Source organism: Shimazuella sp. NTD247 (assembly GCF_059510415.1).
Window position 1 is genome coordinate 659,377 of the sequence record NZ_JCAJZU010000002.1, and the last position, 26,071, is coordinate 685,447.

The following is a 26,071-nucleotide window of genomic DNA, read 5'->3' on the forward strand; positions in this document are numbered from 1 at the left end:
GAGGACACGCAATGATCAATATACAAAAAGTCAATAAATACTATGGCAATCATCAAGTACTCCATGATGTAGACTTGGAAATACCAAAATCACAAATTTTTGCTTTAATCGGACCAAGTGGTGCTGGAAAAAGTACATTAATCCGAACAATAAACGCCTTGGAAGAAATTCAAGAAGGACACATTATGGTTGATGGAATTTCTGTACATGACAAGAAAACAAATATCAATACATTACGATCGGAAATCGGTTTTGTCTTTCAAAATTTTAATCTATATCCACATCTCACTGCACTGCAAAACGTTTCTTACTCTCCCATCTATGTAAAAAAAGTCTCCAGGCAAAAAGCGGAAGCTCATGCGAAAGAACTATTGTCTTCACTTGGACTCGGAAACAAAATAGACTCGTTTCCTGGGCAGTTGTCAGGAGGACAGCAGCAACGGGTAGCCGTTGCACGAGCCCTAGCGATGGATCCAAAAATTATGTTATTTGATGAACCTACGTCTGCACTTGATCCAGAAATGATTAAAGAAGTGTTAGATGCAATTCGGAAATTAGCTACAACAGGAATGACCATGGTGGTTGTTACACATGAAATGGGATTTGCTCGTGAGATTTGTAATCAAATCGTGTTTATGGCTGATGGAAAAATTGTAGAAGTAGCCCCACCGGATCAATTTTTCACCCAACCCCAAAGTGATCGCGGCAAAGACTTTTTAAATAAAGTCCTAAATCATTAAAAACAGAGGTGAAAATAAATGAAACTCTGGGGAGGACGTTTTACCAAACAAACCAATATGTTAGTAGAAGAATATACAGCTTCTATTCCTTTTGATCATGAATTATGGGAAGAAGATATTGCTGGCAGTTTGGCTCATATTCAAATGTTGGGAAAATGTGAAATCATTGATTCCAAAGAAGTAGCACAAATCATAGATGGATTACACCGTGTCTATCAAGGTATTCAAACAGGAAAATATACCTTCACGATTGAAAATGAAGATATTCATATGAATATCGAGAAAATGTTAGGAGAAGAAATCGGTCCTTTAGCCGGAAAACTACACACAGGTCGCAGTAGAAACGACCAAGTAGCATTAGATTTGCATTTATATTTACGAAGAAAAATATTGGAACTCGCAAAGCAAACACTTCACCTTCAAACTGCACTCCTCCAGCAAGCAAAAAAACATCTAGCTACTGTTATGCCAGGTTATACGCATATGCAGCGAGCGCAGCCAGTTCTACTAAGTCACCATTTACTGGCGTATGTAAGTATGCTGCAGAGAGATTTTGAACGTATTCAAGATAATTGGAAACGAATCAATATGCTTCCACTTGGAGCAGGTGCACTAGCGGGTACCACCTTTCCAATTGACCGGGAATATGTTGCTCAGATTCTTCATTTTGATGACATATACCGTAATAGCATGGATGCAGTGAGTGATCGTGACTTTCTAGCAGAATTTTTGTTTCAAGCTTCCTTACAAATCATGCATCTTTCTCGTCTTTGTGAAGAACTGGTTATTTGGAGCAGTCAAGAATTCTCTTTTATTGAATTAGATGATGCATACTGTACAGGCTCCAGTATTATGCCGCAAAAAAAGAACCCGGATGTTGCTGAATTAATTCGAGGAAAAACAGGACGAGTTTATGGGCATCTTATGGGAATGTTAACTATTTTAAAGGGATTACCGCTTACGTATAACAAAGATATGCAAGATGATAAAGAAGGTATGTTCGATACAATTTCCACTTTACAAGGAGCACTTGCGATACTTGCACCGATGATAGAAACCATGCATGTCAATCAAGAAAAAATGAAAAAGGCAGTAACAAATGATTTTGCCAATGCCACTGACTTAGCTGATTATCTCGTGCGAATAAATATTCCCTTTCGTGAGGCTCATGAAATTGTTGGAAAAGCTGTTCTTTATTGCATCACAAAAAATAAATTTTTATCAGATTTATCACTACAGGAATTTAAACAATTTTCTCCAATGATTGGATCAGATGTATATAAAGCGCTTGAAGTAGAAACCGTAGTTAATGCACGAAATGTATTAGGAGGAACCGCTCAAAATCAAGTAGAATTACAATTAGATGCACATCAAAAACGGATAGCAACAAGCATGGATTGGGTTCGTAAACACGAAAAACAAATTCAATTAAACAATTGGTTATCAAGACATTCATAGCGTTTTTACTATATAAAAAGCAGCAGCGACTTATATTACTGCTGTTTTTTTCTATTGCTTTTGATTTGCTTGGAACCATCACAACATGGATAATAGTATACGTTTATTTCGTTCAAACCAAGCTCATTAAGCCAGTCCAGAATATCTTCTTTTTTACTGTATTTGTTTCATCAGGCGGCATTACCTCAACATTAACGTATATCTTGGTTCTAGGTTGATGTAACGAGAGCAAGCCTTTTTCATCTAATTTTTCCATTACCAAGACCAAGCTGAAATAATCAGAGGAAGATCTTCTCTTGTAGTCACCAGTGCGCAATAATTACAAAAATTTCTTGATATCTCTATTCTTTTGATACTTTGATAAACTTGATATACCTTTGATACATATGAATTGTTTTACCTTCGTTGTCGTGTCGTCGAACTCCGAAACTCACACAAGAGCATCCCTCGATTCATTTCTGTTTAAAAGAAAACTACTTAGCTAGGAATATTTTTACATTTAATTCCCGAATGTAAAAATTTGTGTAAGCACTTTATTTATCATCTTATAGCCATTTTCATAAAGATAACTAGGAGAATCAAATTATGAGCAATAAAAATGAATATATATGTTCTCATTGTGGTAAAGACCATCGTAAAACTCCCTTGAGTTATGGTAATCCAGCTCCATATCTATGGTATCAAATTAGCGCAGAAGAAAAGGAAACGCGGTGTGAGATTAATTCTGATCTATGTATTATAGATGACAAATACTTTTTTATTAGAGGATGTATAGAAATTCCGGTGGCAGGATTGATAGAACCTTTTATATGGGATGTATGGGTTTCATTAAGTGTATCGAATATAAAAAAAACAGTAAAAATATGGGATAAAAAAGAAAGAGAAGCAAAAGTAAAACCAATGTTTGGATGGCTTTCCACTTCCATACCCTGTTATCCAGAGACATTGAATTTGAAAACAATGGTACATATGCGGAAAGTTGATGTTAGACCTTTTATCGAGTTAGAGCCGACTGAACACCCATTGTCAGTGGAACAAAGAAACGGAATTACGATGGATCGTATGAAACAAATTGCAGAACAAATTTGTCCAGAAAGTAACAAAGATAACAATAGATGTTCTTTTTGATGGATATATTCACAAACAAACGCCGTTCTTTTCCTTTTTTAATAATTCCAAAAGGATAGAATAGCGCTTATTCTGCCTTAGGTATTCTTTTGTCTTTGCTCGAATGCTACTGAATAGAGAAAGTAGTCCTAACCCAAGAAATAAAAGCTGGCACTAGCTTAAATGTGTGACATAGCCTTCTTTATATATTGATAAAGCTCCTTGTTCATCCCATATTGCAGTGGATTCCCTGGATTTTCTGCGTGAAAACGTTCAGCAGCTTTGACGATCTCAGCGTTTCCTCCAGTAACCATGTTGGTCAATTCATTCCAACGTCTAGCTAAGCGTATGACTTCTGAACTCTCAGGCGGTGTATTCCTATTCATTTCCGCACGTACTTTTGCAATTAACTCTGTCCAATCATTTTCAACTTGCTTCCTTTTTTCCGGACCGAATTGTTCGGTTCGTTTTTTCATCTCTTCCAGTTGCTCTGGAGTAAAGTATTTCTCTGTACTCATATTGATCACCTCAATTAATTTAATAAGTTGTTCTGTCTTTACTTCTTGTTGCGTATGAAGCAGTTCGTATATTCCTTCTAATCGGTTTCGCAGCTCCTCTTGTAAACGAATACACTCTTTTACACTTTCTAATTGCATTTTGATAACTTCAACCGGATTAAAATTTGGATTTTCCATTGATTCTTTCATTTCTTCTAAAGAAAAACCTAATTGTTTCAATGACATAATTTGTTGCAACTTAACAATATCCGTTTGGGTATAAAGCCTATGGCCTGTATTTGAATGTTGTGAAGGAGAAAACAACCCAATCTGATCATAATGGTGGAGAGCTCGAACAGTAAGCCCAGTCATTTTAGCTAATTCTCCTACTTTCCAATGTTTCTTGTTTATCCTCATCTCCTCATTTCGCGCGAGTAGTTTTGCCGACATCATTACTATACAATCTGACGTTACGTCAGGAGCAAGACTTTTATTTGGAGAATTCTTAATCTCGTGATTGGAACCTACTTTCACATCCCCAAGCAGAACCCTTTTAACACTTGACTATCACATTAAAATAAGTGATTTCTGCCATTGACACTGCTCTAATTCAATAATGATAGGGTACTAATAATAGCATTATCAATAAAAGATCGTTCAGGTCGTGACTTCATCAAAACAGTAATCCCAATCAAAGAAACAATGAAGGTTTGCGCTAAGGCTTTGGCATCTAAGTCCTTATGCAATTCACCTGATTGTATCCCTTTTTGTATCATTTCTTGAAAAATGACAGAAAGATACATTTGGTGCTCTCTTGTTAAAATTTCAAATTTCTCATCATGCGGAGCAAGTTCTACCATAGTATTAATACAAAAACATCCCTTTTTCTGATTGCCTTGGTACTCTTCTTCGACTAGGTCCTCAAAAAATATACGAATTGCATCTTTTACCGATTTGTTATGTTGAAGTTTTGAACGAATGTTAGAAATATGTAATGTTGTATAGTTACGCAGTGCCGCTTCAAACAATTTTTCCTTGTCGCCAAAGGCAGAATATATACTCGGCCGCTGCAGTTCCATATTCGTAGTCAAATCAGTCAATGATGTAGCATGATATCCTTTCTTCCAAAAAACCTGCATTGCGGCATCTAGTGCCTTTTCCTCATCGAATTCACGTTTTCGCCCCATACGATTTTCCCTCATTTTATTGTTTATCCGGTTACCCCTGTTCCTGATATCATTAATAGATTTTCAGATCCGCCATAAATTTACTGTTCAGTACAAAATAATTCTAACTAATACGCCCTTTGATGTCAAATAAGAGACACACAAACAGCCCCATCCACGCTTTAAACTACATTCATTCCCTTGACACCTGAGTAAATATAACATATCCTTCGAAATAATTACATACCAATCGGTAATGAATTTTCAAAGGAGGTTGCTTGTATGTTTGTCAAAAAAATATCATCCTATTTAATGAATCAAAAAGATACAGAAACTAATTTTTTACCATCTGTTTCCGAATCTGTTGTTATGACACCTTATATGAAAGTATTATTAGCAATCGCTTGTGGGTTATCTGTTGCAAATATTTATTACGCTCATCCGCTGCTTGATTCAATAGCAAATGATTTTCATATTCACCCTTCCACCATCGGGATGGTAATTACTGTAACTCAAATTTTTTATGCTATAGGTCTGCTATTCCTTGTTCCGCTTGGGGATTTAATTAACCCTCGCCGCCTAATTTTAACTCAAATGTTTATGATGAGTGTTGTTCTTGTTATCATTGGCTTCTCCTCTTCTGAGATTATCTTTTTCTTTGGAATCGCTGTCGTAGGGGTACTAGCGACGATTACACAAACCATTGTTGCTTATGCTTCCAGTCTATCTTCTCCATCAGAACGTGGAAGTATCGTTGGTTTTGTGACTAGTGGAATTGTGATAGGAATTCTTTTAGCTCGAACAATTGCTGGCATCATTTCAGATTTAGGAGGGTGGCGTGCAGTTTATTTTACATCTGCTGGACTTATGCTTTTCATCCTTATCTTACTTTCACAAAAACTGCCAAAAATACCATTTAGACAATCTTCTTTAACTTATCCGAAATTATTGCGTTCTGTATTCTTATTATTTGCTAAGGAAAGAATTTTGCTTATTCGAGGATTTTTAGCATTATTTATATTTGCTACGTTTAGTACACTATGGACTTCCTTGGTATTGCCGTTGAGTGCGCCACCACACTCACTTTCCCATACGATTATTGGAGCTTTCGGACTTGCTGGAGTAGCCGGAGCTATTGCAGCTGCAAAAGCGGGACAGCTTGCAGATCGCGGGCTGGGACAAAAAACCACAGGAATTGCCCTTTTACTATTAGTTTCATCATGGGCTGGCATAAGTCTTTTAAACTACTCACTATTTGCATTGGTGATTGGAATCATCCTGCTTGACCTTGCTATTCAAGCAATACATGTAACTAATCAAAGTTTTATTTTGGCAGTACGTCCTGAAGCAAGAAGTCGACTTACTGCTGCATACATGACTTTTTATTCAGTTGGCAGCGCCACAGGTTCAATAGCCTCAACGAATATGTATGATAAATTTGGCTGGAATGGGGTCTGTCTTTTAGGGGTTTCCTTTAGTCTGATGTCCCTGCTTTTTTGGATGATAACTCGCAAATTAGCCAATCAATGAAGGAATCGAATTACCACAAAGTTTACTGGAAATAACACTGTAAAATATTTCCTATTATAAAAATGTATGAAGCTTCATTTATAGGACATTATATAGTCAAGAGTACATAACGATTACTCCCCGCCATATATAACTTATAAAGGTATATATGCGGTGCGAGAACATCATGCGAGTTACTTTCAATAAGTACCTTGCATGATTAACCGAACCATTACGAATGGCGATAGATGTCTTGGCAGCTATGTTCGAAAGATCATGGCCAACATCCTAACGACTCATTGTAATGCAAGGTAAATCGTTATGTATTCTTAATTCATTTGAGTACCTTCCCTGTTCAAAGGTTCATGGACCAGTCGCGATTGAAACCGTGGGCTTTCAGACAGCAGAGTTCTGTAATCTACATATTAAATTATTACGATGTTATACACATTCAAGACTTCTAATATAGTTCTGACCGTTGTTTTTAAACGCGGCTATGCCTATAAAAAATCGCTATAAAATACATTTTCTTTGAATATATCGAAAAACAACAAAAAAGCGATAACTACGATCACAAAAACCAGTTCCAATTCTCGTACTTCTTCTGATAGTGCATATGTTTTTTCATAATAATCATCTTGCCCCTTCTAAATATGGCGAAAATAGATGGACCAGTTACGAGATTCGCAACTGGTCCGTGTACCTAAAGTATCATATTGTATGTTCCCAATACTCTCCAGTCTGGAGATTTGTGGTAAAAGTACTTTTACCTACAACGACTAGTAGGAAACGGCTTCCGTCAGGATATTCATGATAAATTTTAGTTCCCCTATCCCAGACCTTGACCTTTTCATTGGTTATCTCATCAGGTTCACCAGAGGGGAATTCGATCTTGCTCATTCTTCCTCATTTCAAGGGCGGATCGCTCAACCGGATAGGAGCGATCTTCTTTGTTAAAGATAACGCAGTTTCATTGGCGAATCAATAAGAAAGAAAAATCTGTTCATTTTACAATTTTTTAATCCATAATTTTGGATAACCACCATAATCGTAATACATTCCTAGCTTTTTAATTGTATAAAAAACAGCAGCGAATTATATCACTGCTGTTTTTTCCACGGTTTTCGATAAAACTCATGAAACAACTTAATCAATGCTCGCTTCTCAATTCTAGATACATAAGAGCGTGAAATACCAAGTTCTTTGGCAATCTCCCGTTGTGTTCTTTCTTCCAATCCATCTAAACCGAACCGATTTCGAATCACTTCTTGCTCTCGTTCATCTAAAATGTGTAGATGGTTCATAATACGTTTTTTCTCGATTTTCATTTGCACAAGATCAACAATTTCATCTCGTTCTGTTCCAAGTATATCAAGAAGTGTTATCTCATTAACCTTATCCTTATATATATGATTTTTTTATACAGGAGAGAGAAGAATAACGTATTAGCAAAGGTCGAAGAACGCTTTTCAGTAGTTCATACAGTTAACACGCAAATTACCATTCCTATCATCTCTAACATTGATAATTCGATAAAGAAGCAATATCTTTTATGGACCACTTGCATCTTGTTCACAGTGCGAGAACTCACAAGTATTTTTGCTGTCCTTGATCCTTTCGGGATTAAACTAAGCACTGCTTTATTCACAATTAATCCAGGAAGTGAGAAAAATCCAGTAGAAACCCTAGCTCTTCCGTGTCAGCTGCTTTTCGCAAATCTCTCTCACTCGGTGTCAAATATCGTTGTGTTGTATTGATATTCTCATCCAGCAAATACTTGACATAGGTTAATGCTTTTCGCCTTCTAGCTACAGAATGTTCTGTCGCAAACGATGAGGAGAAATATCTGTGATATCAGCCTTCGAATATATTTATCCAATGCTTTTCGAATTCCCCGATCCGTAATTCTGGTTTTGCGTTCGGATAAGAAAATAGCCTCTCCTTTGCTGCCTACTCTAAGCCAAATCTCGTAGTCGTTTCCATTTGTGGCTAGATGATTCTCGTTTCTCTTCCATCTCTAATACATTAAGCTCGGGATAATTCACAATAATTTTGGTATCAATACTTCTGGGAATATTTAATCTCCGAAAAATATTGAAACGATTATTTTTTGAATTTAAACTCTTTTTCTTTCTTGGATATCAATGTAAAATCAATTGATGACAGTAGATCAGACATTTTCCATGAAGAAATTAACAATGCCAAGCAAGCAATTAGAAGGAGGGGCTAAATAGGCAAATGAAAAGCATCATCAAAGATAAGAGGTTGAGTGAGTGAATGAACGATCAAACCAAGCAATTTTTTTCAATTGAAAACTTTACCCTTGCTTATACCCGCATAAAAACAGCGAATAGAAGCCCTTTTAAGAATTTTTACTATGACGATTTTCGTTCATTTGAAGTCTATTGCGAGTCGCACATTGAAGAACTACTTTATCAAGTTCAAGAGGGAACTTATAAGCCATCCAGTTGCGATCACTTTTATATGCCCAAAAAAAAGAACCTTGCTCGCCCAATAACGATGATCAACCTCTTAGATCAAATTGTATATCAAGCCATCGCAAATGTAATCGCTGATACTGTATACCCTACAATGTCTCGCTATTTCAATATAAACACTTTCGGGAATATGTTTATTCCGAGCACTGCAGAGAATAGCAAATTCTTCTATGAAAGATGGAAAGTTCAGTTAAGCAAAATCAACCAACACAAAGAAACTGCTTTTAATGATGGTTATAAGTATTACGCCGATTTTGATATAGCTTCATTTTATGACACGATTGATCATGGAATATTGATTGAAATGCTACGGCAATTACAGATAGATGAAATAATTATAAACTTACTATCAGATTGTCTCTCTACATGGACCTTCTCTGCTTCATCTGAATTAAATTTTCATAAAAAATCCGGCATTCCACAAGGTCCTATTAGTTCAGCTTTTTTTGCAGAACTATTTCTATTTAAACTGGATGAGGCTATGCGTTCCAGAAAAACAATAAAGTATTTTCGTTATGCTGATGATATCAGCATTATGGCAAAAAGCGAGCAGGAATGCAAAAAAATGATAGTATACCTTGATCTACTCGCTCGAGATCTTTCACTAATCCCTCAGGCTGAAAAAATTGAAGTATCTCAAATATCCGACATCAAAACTCATTTAAAGAAAAACCAAGTGAAGTTTTCTAAAATTGAAAAAGAATATGAACGGAAGGAAAAAAAATTAAAAAATAAAACCCACAAACAACTAAAAAAACAGTTTATAGAATGTCTAACTAACGATGAGAAATTCGACAAAAGCTTAATAAGTTTTGCATTATTCAAACTCAATGATGATGATGAAATTAAGAAAACTATTATCGACAATATTGAAAAACTGGAACTTCATTATGACGGTGTAATCTATTATTTTAATAGATATTACACAACAGACGGAGATTTTGATAAGTATATCGTTGAATATCTACTAGGTGATACTGTTCTATTTCAATATAATAAGTCTCTACTTTTCCAAGGGTACAAGCACCTTCCTTTTAACGAGATGATTTTTCGTGCAAATTTCGAAGATAATGAAACTTTTTGGATAGTCAAATACCAATTAATAAATTGGTTAAAACGTTGCGGAAAAGAAGAACTTGCAGATCAGATGTATACAGGAAAAAATTATTATATCCGTCGTAAACTCAACGAAATTAAGTTTTATAAAACAAAAGATGCAACAGCGCGAAAGATACTTATTGAAAAACTAATCTCAGATTCAGACCCGATGCTCTCCATACATGGTCTATACTTTATGGTAGAAGAATTCTTTCTCTCTGAAACAACACTTCATCCAAATGTTAAAAATGGATATTCTAGACGCATTTTACAAGTTGACTATGAAGCCTATGATTATATTCACTACATTTTCCAAAAAAATTTTAGCCTTGAAGTACCTGATTCTTTTATAAAAAGAATCAAAAGTACCCCTGCTGTATATAAAGAATCAAAAATAAACCTACAGACTTTCCTTAGCGAAAAATCAAAAAATCCTGGGGAATCGCTGCAGAATTTAAATCTGTTCAACAACATTGTATTTGATATTATCGCATCAGACAGAGGATACTCTGGGGAATTTGGGCAAAATATCAACCAAATGAAGTCTGATTTCCCTCTAGCAGCCAGATCGTTTGATTTGATTAATAGTGCTCGCAATCAGCGGACGAATGCTCACTATAAAGACAGAAACGGAAATCCACGAATGCGAATTAACAGAACTGAATATGATGAACTTCTTCAACTTGCAAATTTAGGTGAGACCTACGATGAAATTTTTTCTTACTACCGGATGAAAGATCCTGCTAACAATGAATCCTCCAGTTGATACCTAATGTACCAACTAGAGATTCAAAAAAAGACTGGGATTATCCCCAGTCTTATGTTTTACTTTACTTCAAGATAGATTTTTTTCTTCTTATCAGCAGTGCATTCTGGACAAATGGGATTCATTAACCTTATCCTTATATATGTGAAAATTTTCATATAGATCAATTTTCAAGTCTCCTAAAAATAAAAGGAATATGCTGAAGTGCCTTTGCCAAAAGACATACTAAAGGGCTTTTGTTGTTAAGAATTTACATTTCAACAAATCATTCCCTCTATTTTCATAAGGTATAGTATTAGGTGCTGCTCCACCTTTGAAGTAGGAAAAGTCTTTAGGATAATAAATTACTTTTTTTGTTCCTATATTAATAAGCGTTTCTCATGCTTGCACTGTATTGTCAGTCCACATTTCACACTGTTTCAGAACAGTTTTTATTACATCCTCCTCCATACCTTCTGGTGGATATTTATGAATTCTCAAAAGACGTTTGACGAGTCTTCTCATACCTGCCCTAGCTGTTTCTTTCTTTTGCTAGTCAATGGTTCGATTTTTTCTAAGCATAGCTGTTAACTCTTTCGTAATCGCTACAAGTTCATCGTTTTGATAGAAGTCTTTTATAGCCTGAGGTTTTGTAAGAGCATCATAGAAAGCTAACTCATCAGCATTAAGTCCCATTTTTTGTCCCTCTTCATTGGCACGAGCTATAGCTTTTGCCAACTTTAAAAGTTCAGCTATTACTTCTCCATTAGTAATCATTCCATTAAAATAGGCATTCATAGAGCGTTGAATTATTTCGGAGAACTTTTCTGACTTAACAAGATTTGTTCGTTTATAAATAGAAACTTGTTCCGCAATAAGTTTCTTAAGTAATTCTATTGCTAAGTTTTTTTCCTTCATCTTAGCAATTTCACTAAGAAAATCCGGATCAAATAACGAAAACCCTTGTTTCACATCCGAAAACAGATTAACAACACCCTCACTTTTAATGCTCTGCTTAAGAAGATTATTAATACGCTCGTTTACTTCAATTAAAGAAAATTTCTTACCTCCACTACCAGAGCTAGTTAATCGAACTGTCAGTGTACGAATGGATTCAAAAAACGCTGTCTCAAATCGCATAGCTTCTTCAACAATGCTACTGCATAAAGATAATGCTTGGTGAAGTAGCAAAGCTTCTTTAATGAATTTTTCTTTTTCCACTTCTTTTGTAGGATCGATTATAAAGTTAACTCCCCCACTAATAACCAGTGAGAACAAGGTAGTATAGATGAACCATCCCAAAATAAAATCCAAGTTTATCAAACAAGCCTCAAAAATCTGGAACAAGAGTGGAAAAATTCAAACGATCAAAAGGGACGGCTGCATGATCTCTTGGAACGTGGCATTTATGATGACGATATTTATATCGAACGATCCAACTATATTGCAGACAAGCTCACAGAAACAAAAGCGAAAATCGATCGCATTGCAAATGATCTCTCGCTTGAAAATGAGCGCATGATTGCAAAAGTAAAAATCATCCCCCAGATCGAGAACGTCATGGATTTATACAAGAACTCAACAGATCCTCAAGTAAAAAACAACCTGCTCAAATCAGTGCTGGATAAGTGCATCTATAACAAAGAAAAATGGCAAGTAGGCAATCATTTCACACTTAATATTTATCCAAAGCTTTGATGCTTATATTAGGGCTATATTCAGATTGTTTAAACAACATTATCTGTGAGAGGAGAAGTGAAAAATCTAGAAGGAAATTAACCACCTTGAAAATCCGATATGAACTACTATGGTGAAAACACCAAAGATCATATCGGATTTTCCCTAAAGAAGGAATTATTTAAATTGTACTTCTATCAAATCATTGGTCAGCAGTTGAGTTTGTTTTGATTAGCTCAAAATGGAGGACCTGTCATTCACTCCTGTTGAAGTGAATGACAGGTCAGGTGATCAGAGGTGCTTGATCAATCCGGTGTACGCCCTATTATCTCTGTAGGCACGCCAGTACTGTTGGACGAGAGTTTGAACTTGGGGGTTATCAGAGAGATTGTCACCCGGTACCTCCCCCATCGCTGTGAGTTTCTTCTCAGCAAGCTGATATACCTTTACTGCATTTCTTGACAGCTTTTCGAGTTCAGAGCGAACAGAGGAGATCAGTTTCTTGTCTAAAGTTCGCTCATATCCCAGCGTTTCATAAAGCGTAACCAGAGAATTAGGCATGTCTTTTCCATCAGGAAACTGACCATCGATAGAGTTTCTCATTCTATCAAGTGCATTATATGCCGCTCTAGTGTTCACAACTCATCCAATCTACTAGTTTATGGGTACAGTATGATTATACTGAGATACAAGGAGCAGTTGCAAGGGCTCCTGCTCTATCCTACAGAGTTATTTCCATTTTTCGTGTTGATTACGATTTGTAGTTCAGATGCTGGTTCTACCTTATTAGAGATGTGTATAACAAAAAACCGTATCAAATTTTGATACGGTTTTTTGTTATACGATAACTAATCAATCTCCGCCTCCACTACCACTATCATGAGGAGTACTACTGCCAGCATCATCCGTTCTTTCATCAGGTCGTCTAGTTAACATACCATTCACCTCTTTTCAAAGAACAAAATGATTTGCTTTAACTCAAAATATTCTCACTACATATTATACCATTTCTGAATAAAAACTGGGCACCTCGACTTACATGGTTAATCCCAAAATATACCCCAATATACAGAATATAAAATATACTAACCCCTGTATGAAAGTTCAGATGTTTGGTAATCCACCGAACGAACACATGGCTCACATTTTATCTTATGAAATCAATTTAATGATATTTGTTTGATTGCTTCTTTTGCTTCTGGTATTGGAAGATTCCCCTACACTATAAACTTAACTAAATTGCATGGAATACTCCAGCAAGGATAAAGGGCAGTTGATTTAGTCTCGCTGTCCTTATCCTTATATATTTATGAAATTTTCATCCCTAAAAAGAAAAATCACCTAGATCCACTTGACATCATACAGCGTCAATAGTTCCCATTTTTTTTGCAAAATCAAAAAGATGTAACAGCAACAAATGCCATTACATCTTTTCTTGATAGAGAGAATTTAGGCGGGGTGACCTCCCCGCATCTCCTAATACCTAACAGTGGGCGACGGCTGCCTGTTCTGTCCTCATAAATTCTCACTCAATAATATATCCAACAAATTATTCTTTTAATTTGACAACTCCATACGGTTAAAGCCGTTGGATTCTTGGGACGATAGCCTCATGACTATTTCATTACCAAGCTAACCCCGTGTGCCCCACGGTTTATGTTTGTTGATTTCTTCTTTGCCGCGAGCAAACTTGGTTTTCGTCTGTCACGGCTATACATATATTACCATGGGAATGTTTGTTTGTAAACTTGCTTTTTCCAAAGGTTGAACTAGTGAAGGAAAATTCCTTTCCCTCGTTCAACGCTCGCTTTCATCCCACGATTTAAACCGTGGGTTTTCTCGCTCGCAATGTTATAAGAAAATCGAAACAGAAATGCAACTTGCAAAAGATAGGAGCTAATTAAGAACATCATGAATTTATACAAAAACACTACTGATCCCAAGTAAAAAACAACCTTCTCAAATCTGTTCTGGATAAGTGCGTATATACCAAAGAAAAATGGCAAGTAGGCAACGATTTCACCCTTGATATCTATCCAAAACTCTGATTCCTTTGAACATATACATAAGGTCAAAAGTATCTTCATTAACCTTATTCTTATATATGATGATAGTTAGCACACAAATTACCATTCCTATCGTCTCATCTGTTGTTTTCGTCCTTTTGAGTGAAGGTAAAACGCGTAAATTTGCCTCGTACCATCACAACATGGATATCAATACATAGATCAATCTACATTCCTTTTCAATTATCCTTTTTTCTAGCCGTGCTTCGAAAAGGACTTAAAAACGACTTAGGGATTTTTGTTTCAAAACGTAACAGGACACCAGTTGTAGGATGTACAAACGACAAGACTTGAGCATGGAGTCCAAGTCGACCAATTGGTTTCACACGTGAACCATATTTCTTATCGCCCACAATGGAATGTCCTATATCTTGCATATGTACACGAATTTGATTTTTTCGTCCAGTGTCGAGATTCACCTTCAATAAAGAAAAGCTTTGATTGGATTTAATTACTTTGTAATGTGTCACAGCGAGTTTCCCATCATTCGGACGAGAACTTGAATACGTTTTGAAGGTTGTAGTTTCTTTCAACCAAGATGAAATAGTGCCCTCCTTTTTCTTTACTAATCCTTCAACAAGGGCAACGTAAAGACGTTCCTGCACTATGTCTTTCCATGAATTTTGCATGGTTTGTTGGACATCTTTGCTTTTGGCAAACATCATCACTCCAGATGTGTCTCGATCCAAACGATGCACAACAAAAATCCGATTTTCAGGATTCCCTCTGCGAACATGATCCATAAGCTGTCGATAGGCTGTTAATTCGTTCTCTTTAGAAGAAGAAACTGATAACAATCCAGCTTCCTTCTCAATTACGATGATATCCTCATCTTCATGTAAAATAATAACTCCTGTCATCAGCGGTGTATTTGCAGTTTTTACTTTACGAATGGATACCGTTTGTCCAGGTTGTAGCGGAAAGTTATATTTCGTCACAGCTTGATCGTTTACCAATACTTGCCCATGACTCAAGAGAGATTTAACGGAGTTGCGGCCAAGATTTGATAAGGTATTCAATAAAAAAACAAGCAACTCTGTCGGTTCTTTAACTGTATATCGTTTGGTTGGAGCCTGAGTTTGATTTGTGTTGCTCTTTCTTTTCTTTTTATGCATACTGTAGACCTCTTTCTATAAAGGCTGTTTCAAGATGAGATTAATCCACACTTTACATTTATTGTGCTGACTGTCCGTCCCTATATTTTAACATCCATTATTTCTATCGCTTGATGAATCTTTAAGACAATAATAAGTGAATTATATAATTAATTTCCAGAGTGGCTACTTAATTCAGCGAATTGTTCTTTTTTCTAGCTCTTTTTTTTGCTAACTCAAGGATGACTAATAAAATCTTATGATAATTTCTCGGACACTGTTTATTGTTATTTAACAAAAATAAAAAGTCAAATAAAACACCGACTATTTACCTTAACGTGTAGATAGCCGGCTAAATTATTTCTAAACATGTGTTTTTCCCGAAATGGTGTGATGGGCATTTCCCTAAACACCTATACCCATTAACAGTTTAAAAAGGCCTTCTGGATCATCTCTCATGACATTATGCCCAGAATGTAAGGTATACACTCTCCATGTCGAGTCTTTTCTTAGGAGATTATAAATATTCGTAAAAGGTGTTTCCCCCCATCCAGAAAGGTAAATATAATGTTTTTGCATATCCTTTCCTATGTTCCCTGTAAGATGAATCTGTTGGAGAAAAGAGGCGAGAGGATGAGTCGTAGCTCTTGAATCAAGTCTCTTCGGCGGCTCTACCTTAAATCCACTTTGTCTTGCACCATCCAAAAATATTTCCCTATATGCTTCATTTGTAAGATCCCAACAAGATTCCCCATCTTTTGGAACATAGGCATCAATATAAACAAGGTTTGAGATACTTTCCGGAAAACGATCTGCAACTCCAGATATAACCATCCCACCATAACTATGCCCACATAATATAACATCCTTGAGTTTCTCTGCTTTGAGAAATTCTATTACAGAATTATGCTGGTTGAAAGCCCACGGTTTCAATCGTGGGATGAAAGCGAGCGTTGAACAAGGGTAAGGAATTTTCCTTCACTAGTTTAACCTTTGGAAAAAGCAAATTTACAAACAAACATTCCCATGGTAATATATGTATAGTCGTGACAGACGAAAACCAAGTTTGCTCGCAGCAAAGAAGAAATCAACAAATATAAACCGTGGGGCGCACGGGGTTAGCTTGGTAATGAAATAGTCATGAGGCTATCGTCCCAAGAATCCAACGGCTTTAGCCGTATGGAGTTGGCAAAAGATAAGTTAGTGATATATAACAAGAAAACGTTTGATCTCATCCCAAAGATCAAACGTTTTCTATTGAGGCAGCAACGCCCCTTTCTCCCTTGACAGTGGATTATGCGATTTTCACGTCATCCACTTCTAGCTCCAATACATTACGGATATTCATCTTCACAGAACAATCACAGCAATGACAAACAAAAGTAGAGGCTTATAACGGATTTTCGAGTTGGTTGTTTGGGTGGTCTGGAATTATTGCTAACAATGACCCATACTGTAGAGCAACTTCTTTAAAAGGAATTAGATTTATATGTTAAATTTTAAAGGAAATTGTGCAGATATGGACTTAAAGTAACACACGGATTTGTTTAATAAAAACTTGATATCTCATATTGATACAAGGTATCTTGGAGAAAATAAAAAAATTGACTTTAACTAGATTCATGGCGGGTTAAAGTGGTTATAAGTTATTTTCGAGGGGTTGAATCGGGCATCAGGTTACAGTACGTAAGATTTAACTATAAAAAAAGAGTCACACTCCCCTAATTTAATTATAACATACAAAAAATAGTTAATATAGACTGTTTATTCTCATGTACTACTGCTAAAATTCAATAGATCTTTCAGATTTGAAAGGAGAGGTATAGCATGAGTTCTTTGATTCTCGATTTTCAGGAAATGGATAAAACACAGCTTTTGCTCGTTGGCGGAAAAGGGTTGAATTTAGGGGAATTATCAAAAATTCAAGGAATAAAAGTACCAGAAGGATTTTGTGTTACAACAGTGGGTTATCAAAAAGCCATCGAACAAAACCAAACTTTTCAAGCTTTGTTAGATCAACTAACAAGGTTAAAAGCAGAGGATCGAGATCAAATTGGTGAAATCAGCAGAAAGATTCGAAAACTCATCCTAGAAGTAGAAATTCCTTCCGATATTGTGAAAGCCGTTGCTCACTATCTATCTCAGTTTGGCGAGAAACATGCTTATGCAGTGCGTTCTAGTGCAACTGCTGAAGATTTGCCACATGCCTCTTTTGCGGGTCAACAAGATACCTATTTAAATATCATCGGCAAAGAAGCAATCTTACAGCATATCAGCAAATGTTGGGCTTCTCTTTTTACAGATCGCGCAGTAATCTACCGTATACAAAAGGGATTTGACCACAGTCAAGTTCATTTATCGGTAATCGTTCAAAGGATGGTTTTCCCAAAGGCTTCAGGAATTTTATTTACCGCTGATCCCATTACCTCTAATCGAAAGGTGCTATCCATTGATGCCAGTTTTGGACTTGGAGAGGCATTAGTCTCTGGTTTGGTATCTGCAGATTGTTATAAAGTACAGGATGATAAAATAGTCGATAAGAGCATAGCAACCAAAAAATTAGCTATTTATGGTCGAGAAGAAGGCGGAACAGAAACACAGCAGATCAATCCAGATCTACAAAAGACACAAACACTTACTGATCCACAGATTTTACAACTAGCACACATCGGAAGACAGATCGAAGCACATTTTGGTTTCCCTCAGGACATCGAATGGTGTTTCGTTGATGATACATTTTATATTGTCCAGAGTCGTCCAATCACGACTTTATACCCCATCCCTGAAGCAAATGATGAAGAAAATCACGTTTACATCTCTGTCGGACATCAACAAATGATGACTGACCCCTTAAAACCATTGGGATTATCCTTTTGGCTGTTAACGACTCCTGCTCCCATGCGCAATGCCGGTGGAAGGTTGTTTGTTGATGTCGCAAATCGACTGGCTTCACCTGGCACTAGAAGCATTTTATTAAATGCCATGGGTCAACACGATCCGCTCATGAAAGATGCACTTATGAACATCATTGAGCGAGAAGATTTTATAAAATCGTTGCCAAGTGATAATAAAGCACCGAGTCCCACTAGAGGCAATACAGATACACAGGCACAAATTGAAAACAATCCATCAATCGTTTCTGAATTGATTAAGCGTAGCCAAACATCCATTGAAGAGTTAAAACAAAACATCCAAACAAAATCAGGATCAGATTTATTTGATTTTATTCTAGAAGATATTCAGGAATTAAAGAAAATTTTATTTGACCCACAAAGTTCAGCTGTATTTATGGCTGCTATAAACGCTTCAACTTGGATCAATGAAAAAATGAACGAGTGGTTAGGTGAAAAAAATGCAGCAGACACACTTTCTCAATCTGTACCAAACAACATTACTTCGGAAATGGGTCTAGCACTATTGGAAGTCGCAGATGTAATTCGCCCTTATCCAGAAGTAATCAACTATTTACAAAACGTAAAAGATGATAACTTTTTGGATGAACTGGTTACGTTTGATGGTGGACAGGAAACCAAAGACGCTATTTATGATTATCTCAATAAATACGGAATGCGATGTGCTGGAGAAATCGATATTACGAGAACTCGTTGGAGTGAAAAACCAATTACACTTGTCCCGATGATTCTCAATAATATTAAAAACTTTGAGCCTAATGCCAGCCATAGGAAATTTGAGCAAGGACGACAGGAAGCCTTGAAAAAAGAACAAGAGTTACTAGATCGAGTGAAGCAATTACCAGATGGTGAACACAAAGCCAAAGAAACAAAACGAATGATTGATCTAATCAGGAATTTCATCGGTTATCGTGAATATCCAAAATACGGTATGGTTAATCGCTACTTCCTTTATAAGAAGGCTTTACTGAAAGAAGCCAAACTACTTGTACAAGCCAACGTTATTCGTGAAAAAGAAGATATATACTACCTCACTTTTGAAGAACTTCGCGAAGCCGTACGCACAAATAAACTGGATAACGAGGTTATCAGCAAACGTAAAGATGAGTACAAGTTGTATGAGAAACTAACTCCTCCACGTGTTATCACATCCGATGGTGAAATCATTGCAGGTAAGTACAAACAAGAAAATCTACCAAATGAAGCTATTGCAGGTCTACCTGTTTCTTCTGGAGTTATAGAGGGACGCGCACGTGTCATCTTAAACATAGAAGATGCTGATCTAGAAGATGGAGATATATTAGTTACCTGCTTTACCGACCCTAGCTGGACACCATTGTTTGTATCCATAAAAGGCCTAGTCACCGAAGTTGGTGGACTAATGACCCACGGAGCAGTTATCGCACGTGAATATGGCCTGCCAGCAGTTGTAGGTGTAGAAAATGCCACCACGTTGATCAAGGATGGACAAAGGATCAGGGTGAATGGAACAGAAGGCTACGTAGAGATACTATAATTCATTGCAATTAAATCATAAAAGAAGAGCATTCAAACCAGGAAAATCATTGACATTATAGTTCTCTGCAGTCTATGGTAAGAACCCTGTTACTAGTAAGGGAAACTGTAACTGCTGCAGATTGATATTAATGTCTGACGACAAACTCTAGTCAAAATTAGCCGTCTTCTTTATCTTTTTTTCTAATTCACAATGAAGAGTATCCAATTTATCTAGCCACCATGTGATCTTCTCTTGTCTTTGTATTCATAAGTCATTTCCGAATCCAATACTATAGTGAAAAATGTATACAATGGGGACCAGTTACGTCTCTATTGTATACATTTTTTATCATTAACCTCTTTATCTATTTTTTGATGTCCTTCTTTATCAGTGCTATAATTACATATAATACATAATTTTTGATCATCTTCTATTATATTCCATATTTTACAAATCATTTGATTGATTTCTTCCCATTTTTGGAGACGTTCTTGATTATTCATCATTGGTGCAACGATACTTACATTTGGTGGCATAGGATCACCTCAATTCATCCTATGCGAAAGATGTTGGAGGACAACCCTATGAATAGGACTTGTATTTATTTACGTAAATCACGTGAAGATGTAGAAGCAGAAAAAAGAGGTGAGGGTGAAACACTCAAAAAACACAAGAAAGCATTATTAAAAGCAGCAAAACAACAAAATCTAAACATCATTAAAATCAGGCAAGAAATAGTATCCGGGGAAAGCCTCATTCATCGACCTGAAATGATGGAACTGCTAAGAGAAGTAGAAGAAAAAAAGTATGATGCAGTCCTTGTAATGGACATGGATCGTCTTGGCCGGGGAAACATGAAGGAACAAGGGTTGATACTGGAAACATTTAAAGAAGCAGAGACAAAAATTATCACACCTCGGAAAACGTATGATCTGCATGACGAATGGGACGAAGAATACAGCGAGTTTGAAGCATTTATGGCACGCAAAGAATTAAAAATAATCACTCGTCGATTACAAGGCGGGCGGGTTCGTTCTGTGGAGGAAGGCAACTATATTGGAACACGCCCTCCCTATGGATACGAAATCAAAGAAGAAGGTCGAAATCGATTTCTTGTACCACATCCGGAACAAGCCCCAGTAGTGAAGATGATATTCGAATGGTATACTTCTGATGATCCAAAAGAGCGGATGGGTACAAAGAAGATCGCAAATAAACTCAATGAGCTGGGGTATCGAAGTTATACAGGCATTCCATGGAAAGGATCCAGTGTGCTTGTCATCATTAAAAATGCCGTTTATACAGGCAAAGTACAGTGGAAGAAAAAAACATACAAAAAATCAAAGGACCCAGAGAAACGAAGAGAAACAAAAATGCGCCCACAATCCGAGTGGATCGAAGCGCAAGGAAAACATGAAGCCCTGATATCCGAGGAGATATATCAGAAAGCCCAAAGTATTTTAAATAATAAATCCCATGTACCCTATCGAAGGAACAACAAGATAACGAATCCTTTAGCAGGATTGATTCGATGTGCAAAATGCGATTCATCTATGGTACTACGTCCGAGCAATAAGCAAAAACCTCACCTCATCTGTCAAGACACGATTTGCAATAACAAAAGTACTCGATTTGAATATGTAGAGCAGACACTTATACTTCATTTAAAAGAATGGCTCAGTCAATATAAGTTGAAGTGGGAAGAAGGCAGTATAGATGAACCATCTCAAAATAAAATCCAAGTATATCAGGCAAGCCTTAAGAATCTGGAACAGGAGTTAAAAAATTTAAACGATCAAAAAGGAAGGCTGCATGATTTATTGGAACGTGGCATTTATGATGATAGTACTTACATTGAACGTTCGAACTATATCGCAGACAAGCTAGCGGACACCAAAGAAAAAATCAATCAAATTGAAAATGAGCTGTCACTTGAAAACGAGCATATGATTGCAAAGGTAAAAATCATCCCCCAGATTGAAAACGTCATGGATTTATACAAGAACACTACTGATCCGAAAGTAAAAAACAATCTTCTCAAATCTGTTCTGGATAAGTGCATTTACAACAAAGAAAAATGGCAAGTAGGCAACGATTTCACTCTCGATATATATCCAAAAATTTAGAACTTTCGCAGTATTTTCTTATTGGTCAGCGGACATTAAAAAGGCTTGAATACCATCAACAGAATAGAGATCACAACGCAGAAATTTGCGATTAACTCTAGTCGCAAGGAACGTCTGCGACTTCGACAATATACTTCCGGCAAGGTCTCGTCCTGCGTTTGCTGAAGCAATGCCAGTTGTTGCTTCATGTCGGATGGAAGTAGTATGGCAAGGATGACTAAAATAACACAAAAGATGGCCACAGAAAGCCAATACCATAGCTCTTGGAACAGATATGTTTGTTGGTATCCGAACGATAGACCAGTAAGAAGCAGCAGAGTCCCCCCGATTTTTGGCAAGATCGCCATCTTCTCTAACAGCCTTAATCCGAATTTGGCCTGCTCCACCGTACGGACGCAGCTCATGATCACCGGATAACCAGTAACGGCGACGATCGCCGTTACTGCGGAGATAATATGAACGAACAACAAATATTTATACATGGATAAGCCCTCCTGTCTTGGTAGATCTTCGAACTTCACGGTAAGCTCCGCTGCTTCTTAAGCATGTCTGCCCTCCCTTTTTCCTATACTCCTTATCGCCTGTTTTTTCAACTCTCTCGACACCAGATTGCCCGCCACCTTGATGAGAGCTAACTCCCTCATTTACCAAACCAATGGTTACTTCTATCTAAATGTATAGAAGTATACATAACAAGGAGTACCTCGCCCTCGATGCTGCATGGAATACGAAACAGAAACGAGTGTGGCCGGCAACAGCTCATGCTCCATACGAGACTACATCTCTTTTCGATATGCAATTCCCACCCGTTTACCTTTAAAAGGGCCGGCCAATTTGAGATTATTCAACATGCAATCCGCTACATCTTCATAAGCCACATCGAGTTCCTGAATACGGCTGAACAAATGGCCAGCCAATTCGGCTTCTGAAAGCTCCCGCACGGTTTCCGGAAAAGGTAAGGGTAAAATGTCTGCGGTAATATACAGATGATCGAGCTTAGATTCTTCCGTAGCATCAACCATTGTTCCGGGACACATGATAGACCAATCTAGCTTGGTCTGTTGAAGCCGATTCAGATTCTGTGTATGATATTGGAACATAGGAGGGAAGCCTGGCAGAGCGTTTCCGATGATGTCAGTATGTGGAATTTCGAGTAATCCCGCACCTCCCATTAACCATACACGGCCGGAGAACAAGGGATGATCTTCGCACTGGGTAACAATGTTGTCGACGATACGAATAAATTCTTCTCCATTGCTGACATTACCAGCCGCAATCACGGCGGCATCCTGGTGACTCAGTGCCTCGTAAACGCTCTGAGGATCCATGATGTTATGTTTAACTACCTTTACTTGCCTAGCGATCAGCTCACCTTGCTGTTCGTAAAGCTTTTCCGGACTTCGTACGAAAGCGGTCATTTCATGTCCTTTTTTTACACCCGAAGCAAGCACTCTCTTTCCTGTATTTCCCGTTGCGCCGAAAACAATAATTTTCATTATCCATTTCCTTCTTTCTTTGAGCAAATTGTTTTATTACTTTCTATTGACTTAAGAATAACATCGTTCATTTAATCATGTTAAGAACCCACTTTAAAGTAGGGTACTAACTTGAAAGTAAGTTTTGCAAATTTCCTCAGCGAACACAAAAGAAAAAATCAATCAAATCGAAATTGAGCTGACATTTGAAAACCAGTGCATGATTGCAAAGGTAAAAAACATCCCCCAGATTGAGAACATCATGGATTTATACAAGAACGCTGCTGATCCGAAAGTAAAAACAACCTGCTCAAATCTATTCTGGATAAGTGGTGGTACAACAAAAAATGGCAAGCAGGCAACGATTTCACCCTCGATATTTATCCAAAACTTTGATGCCTTTAATCATTGGAAAGTCATCTATATTACTGTTGTTGGTTTCGATAAGCACGTGGAGTTATACCAACGGTTCGTTTGAAATATCGATAAAAATGACTTTGATCAAAAAAACCAACCTCATGAGCAATTTCCCCTATGTTTAACTCCGGCTGTTCAAGAAGTTGTTTGGCGTGATCGATACGAATTTTAATCAGATACTGATGAGGGGTGAGATGAGTTGCTTCTTTAAAGAGTCGAACCAAGTGAGAAGAACTGATGTGAACGGCTGTGGATAACTCTTCCAATGTAAAATTCCTCTGGTAATACGCATGTAGAAATTCAAGAATCCGGTTGATTTGTTGTTTGGAGATTACATCGGGTTGAGAATTATCTATCTTTTTAGCTGTATAATTTTGCAGCAAATGAATTCCCAAAAGATTAGCTAAAGAGTCAAAATAAAGCGTTCCATTAGGAGCTCCTTTTCTAAATTCATCAAGAAGCCAATGACTAATTTGAAAGATTTTAGAATCAGGTTGATGAAAAGAATGTTCGAGTTCAATTTGCTGATGGTAGGAAAAATTAGTTTGATCTGCAATTTGATGTAAAAATGAAGAGGGAATCTCCAAGCGCAAAAAAGTAAGGTCGCGATCCCAAGCGCAAAAACTTTCTTCACCTGATGATAAAACGTTTATTTCGCCTGCATGTACATATCCTTCATATTGATAGCGGTCTGCAGATTCTCTCACTTTCACTGGTTGAGGAGTCATATGAACAACAATTAAATGTTTCTCCATCGGAGGTGCATAGGCTTCTTGAGGTTTAACCTGTATCCATTGTGAAAATTCAATATTTTTCCAACCCAATTCTTCGCAGTGTAGAACAGGCTTTCCTATCATTTGTATCTCTGTTAGCTCTCTCTGAGATGAATTCTGCAATAAGTGGTTGTTCATAATCTACTAGCTCCTCTATATCAATATCAAAGGTTGAGACTTCAGCAAGACGCTTCAATTATATAAAAAAGAGTTTTGATTACACATATAATGTTTTCATTCTAGCGCAAAAAAATGACCCATTCAAAAGATTAGGTCAATTGCTTCCTTTTTATCTATTATTGAGGTGTCGTTGGAACCACTCATGGATATAGTCGATAGCTTCATCTACATAAACATCTTGATCATATAAATCGATATGGTTTGTGGTTTCAATCCATTGAATGGCTTTGGTGGTGGCTAGATGATCGAAAAATTGTTGTGCACCTTCCGGAGTGCAATATATATCTTGTGTACCATGAACAACCAGTGTAGGAACTTGAATCTGTCCAGCAAAATCAAGAGAATTAAAATGAAGAAACTCTTCGAAACTCATCACAGCAAAACGATTGATATAATGAGGAGAAACTCCTCGATCTGTTCCGTAATAGGCGTAAGGTTCATCACCTGGCATCGCAACTTCTGTCTCATTGGCATCGTTTGAAACGCATGGGATATATGTCACTTCGCCAGTCTGTTCATACTTTTTTTGTGCCTTTTTGGAAAGTTCGATCTTATGTTGAAAACCATCTTCTCCTAACCATGCACGAACCACTTTTGGATCATGATAAAAGCCAGCCACTGTGACTAAACTTTTGATTCGCTGATCCAATGCTGCTGTTTTCGACATAAAACCACCACCAGCGCAAATTCCAACTGCCCCTAATCGATCAGGATCTACATCTTCTCGTGTTAGTAAATAGCTCACTGCATTTTGCAAATCCTCAACCTTTTTTGCAGGAGCTTCGAGTTGTCTTGGTAAGCCTTCACTTTCACCGTAGTACCGATGATCAAAAGTAAGTGTCAAATAACCCAAATTAGCGAGCTTTTTAGCATATATCTCTACTACTTGATCTTTCAATCCTGTCATGGGTCCTTCAAAGAGCAGGGTAGGGTATTTTTTATTAGCGGAGTAATGTTTTGGATAATAGATTTGACCTATAATCCTGAACCCATCAGAAGTAAAAGAGACCTTTTTAACAATCATGTTGTTTCATT

At 37.0% G+C, this 26,071-nt stretch carries 19 protein-coding genes and 3 pseudogenes; 9 read left to right on the top strand and 13 right to left on the bottom strand.

Going from position 1 to position 26,071, the window contains the following annotated elements:
• Nucleotides 1-11: 11 nt before the first annotated feature.
• The 3 genes from AC5WOC_RS07975 to AC5WOC_RS07985 all read left to right on the top strand — a co-directional run bounded on the left by AC5WOC_RS07975 (nucleotide 12) and on the right by AC5WOC_RS07985 (nucleotide 3,326).
• Entirely contained in the window at nucleotides 12-740 is a 729-nt protein-coding gene (locus AC5WOC_RS07975) for an amino acid ABC transporter ATP-binding protein (RefSeq protein WP_496054865.1), read from the top strand.
• Between the two features lie 18 nt (nucleotides 741-758).
• On the top strand, nucleotides 759-2,198 hold the full coding sequence (gene argH, locus AC5WOC_RS07980; protein ID WP_496054866.1) for an argininosuccinate lyase: 1,440 nt from the start codon (nucleotides 759-761) through the stop codon (nucleotides 2,196-2,198).
• 585 nt (nucleotides 2,199-2,783) lie between these two features.
• A complete protein-coding gene (locus AC5WOC_RS07985) occupies nucleotides 2,784-3,326 on the top strand; it encodes a DUF2199 domain-containing protein (protein ID WP_496054867.1) in 543 nt (180 codons plus the stop codon).
• 158 nt (nucleotides 3,327-3,484) lie between these two features.
• Here AC5WOC_RS07985 and AC5WOC_RS07990 read toward each other — a convergent pair whose 3' ends face one another.
• Both AC5WOC_RS07990 and AC5WOC_RS07995 read right to left on the bottom strand, forming a co-directional pair.
• Nucleotides 3,485-4,255, bottom strand: coding sequence for a MerR family transcriptional regulator (locus AC5WOC_RS07990; RefSeq protein WP_496054868.1), 771 nt, complete (start codon nucleotides 4,253-4,255; stop codon nucleotides 3,485-3,487).
• 152 nt (nucleotides 4,256-4,407) lie between these two features.
• On the bottom strand, nucleotides 4,408-4,989 hold the full coding sequence (locus AC5WOC_RS07995; RefSeq protein WP_496054869.1) for a TetR/AcrR family transcriptional regulator: 582 nt from the start codon (nucleotides 4,987-4,989) through the stop codon (nucleotides 4,408-4,410).
• 291 nt (nucleotides 4,990-5,280) lie between these two features.
• Between AC5WOC_RS07995 and AC5WOC_RS08000 the strand changes: the two genes are divergently transcribed.
• Nucleotides 5,281-6,498 (top strand): MFS transporter, encoded by a 1,218-nt coding sequence (locus AC5WOC_RS08000; RefSeq protein WP_496054963.1) that lies wholly within the window; start codon nucleotides 5,281-5,283, stop codon nucleotides 6,496-6,498.
• Nucleotides 6,499-7,188: 690 nt separating this feature from the next.
• Here AC5WOC_RS08000 and AC5WOC_RS08005 read toward each other — a convergent pair.
• Both AC5WOC_RS08005 and AC5WOC_RS08010 read right to left on the bottom strand, forming a co-directional pair.
• Entirely contained in the window at nucleotides 7,189-7,377 is a 189-nt protein-coding gene (locus AC5WOC_RS08005) for a hypothetical protein (protein WP_496054870.1), read from the bottom strand.
• Nucleotides 7,378-7,577: 200 nt separating this feature from the next.
• A pseudogene (locus tag AC5WOC_RS08010) lies at nucleotides 7,578-7,868 on the bottom strand (sigma-70 family RNA polymerase sigma factor); the annotation flags it as partial.
• A gap of 886 nt (nucleotides 7,869-8,754) precedes the next feature.
• Between AC5WOC_RS08010 and AC5WOC_RS08015 the strand changes: the two are divergent.
• Complete coding sequence (locus tag AC5WOC_RS08015; RefSeq protein ID WP_496054871.1) at nucleotides 8,755-10,839, top strand: reverse transcriptase domain-containing protein; 2,085 nt, start codon at nucleotides 8,755-8,757, stop codon at nucleotides 10,837-10,839.
• A gap of 378 nt (nucleotides 10,840-11,217) precedes the next feature.
• Here the strand turns inward: AC5WOC_RS08015 and AC5WOC_RS08020 are convergent.
• Nucleotides 11,218-12,165: pseudogene (locus AC5WOC_RS08020) on the bottom strand (DUF3387 domain-containing protein).
• Nucleotides 12,166-12,210: 45 nt separating this feature from the next.
• On the opposite strand from AC5WOC_RS08020, the gene AC5WOC_RS08025 reads away from it, so the two are divergent.
• Nucleotides 12,211-12,516 carry a hypothetical protein gene (locus tag AC5WOC_RS08025; protein WP_496054872.1) on the top strand — a complete coding sequence of 102 codons (306 nt, stop codon included), beginning with the start codon at nucleotides 12,211-12,213 and terminating at the stop codon, nucleotides 12,514-12,516.
• A gap of 270 nt (nucleotides 12,517-12,786) precedes the next feature.
• On the opposite strand, the gene AC5WOC_RS08030 is transcribed toward AC5WOC_RS08025, so the two are convergent.
• The 3 genes from AC5WOC_RS08030 to AC5WOC_RS08040 form a co-directional block, all read right to left on the bottom strand.
• Nucleotides 12,787-13,134 carry a hypothetical protein gene (locus AC5WOC_RS08030; protein WP_496054873.1) on the bottom strand — a complete coding sequence of 116 codons (348 nt, stop codon included), beginning with the start codon at nucleotides 13,132-13,134 and terminating at the stop codon, nucleotides 12,787-12,789.
• Nucleotides 13,135-14,740: 1,606 nt separating this feature from the next.
• A complete protein-coding gene (locus AC5WOC_RS08035; RefSeq protein WP_496054874.1) occupies nucleotides 14,741-15,676 on the bottom strand; it encodes an RluA family pseudouridine synthase in 936 nt (311 codons plus the stop codon).
• Between the two features lie 384 nt (nucleotides 15,677-16,060).
• Complete coding sequence (locus AC5WOC_RS08040; protein WP_496054875.1) at nucleotides 16,061-16,588, bottom strand: alpha/beta fold hydrolase; 528 nt, start codon at nucleotides 16,586-16,588, stop codon at nucleotides 16,061-16,063.
• Nucleotides 16,589-16,979: 391 nt separating this feature from the next.
• Here AC5WOC_RS08040 and AC5WOC_RS08045 point away from each other — a divergent pair.
• Both AC5WOC_RS08045 and ppsA read left to right on the top strand, forming a co-directional pair.
• Nucleotides 16,980-17,106: pseudogene (locus tag AC5WOC_RS08045) on the top strand (Tn3 family transposase); the annotation flags it as partial.
• A gap of 376 nt (nucleotides 17,107-17,482) precedes the next feature.
• Nucleotides 17,483-20,083 (top strand): phosphoenolpyruvate synthase, encoded by a 2,601-nt coding sequence (gene ppsA / locus AC5WOC_RS08050; protein WP_496054876.1) that lies wholly within the window; start codon nucleotides 17,483-17,485, stop codon nucleotides 20,081-20,083.
• Between the two features lie 311 nt (nucleotides 20,084-20,394).
• Here ppsA and AC5WOC_RS08055 read toward each other — a convergent pair whose 3' ends face one another.
• On the bottom strand, nucleotides 20,395-20,601 hold the full coding sequence (locus tag AC5WOC_RS08055) for a hypothetical protein (protein ID WP_496054877.1): 207 nt from the start codon (nucleotides 20,599-20,601) through the stop codon (nucleotides 20,395-20,397).
• 48 nt (nucleotides 20,602-20,649) lie between these two features.
• On the opposite strand from AC5WOC_RS08055, the gene AC5WOC_RS08060 reads away from it, so the two are divergent.
• Entirely contained in the window at nucleotides 20,650-22,191 is a 1,542-nt protein-coding gene (locus AC5WOC_RS08060; RefSeq protein WP_496054878.1) for a recombinase family protein, read from the top strand.
• 35 nt (nucleotides 22,192-22,226) lie between these two features.
• Here the strand turns inward: AC5WOC_RS08060 and AC5WOC_RS08065 are convergent, their stop codons facing one another.
• The 4 genes from AC5WOC_RS08065 to AC5WOC_RS08080 form a co-directional block, all read right to left on the bottom strand.
• A complete protein-coding gene (locus tag AC5WOC_RS08065; RefSeq protein ID WP_496054879.1) occupies nucleotides 22,227-22,673 on the bottom strand; it encodes a DUF2269 family protein in 447 nt (148 codons plus the stop codon).
• Nucleotides 22,674-22,967: 294 nt separating this feature from the next.
• On the bottom strand, nucleotides 22,968-23,687 hold the full coding sequence (locus AC5WOC_RS08070; RefSeq protein ID WP_496054880.1) for an NAD(P)-dependent oxidoreductase: 720 nt from the start codon (nucleotides 23,685-23,687) through the stop codon (nucleotides 22,968-22,970).
• A 404-nt stretch (nucleotides 23,688-24,091) separates the two neighbouring features.
• Nucleotides 24,092-24,994, bottom strand: a complete 903-nt coding sequence (locus AC5WOC_RS08075) for a helix-turn-helix domain-containing protein (protein WP_496054881.1) — start codon at nucleotides 24,992-24,994, stop codon at nucleotides 24,092-24,094.
• 151 nt (nucleotides 24,995-25,145) lie between these two features.
• Nucleotides 25,146-26,060: an alpha/beta hydrolase gene (locus tag AC5WOC_RS08080; protein ID WP_496054882.1), complete on the bottom strand. Its 915-nt coding sequence runs from the start codon at nucleotides 26,058-26,060 to the stop codon at nucleotides 25,146-25,148.
• Between the last annotated feature and the right edge of the window lie 11 nt (nucleotides 26,061-26,071).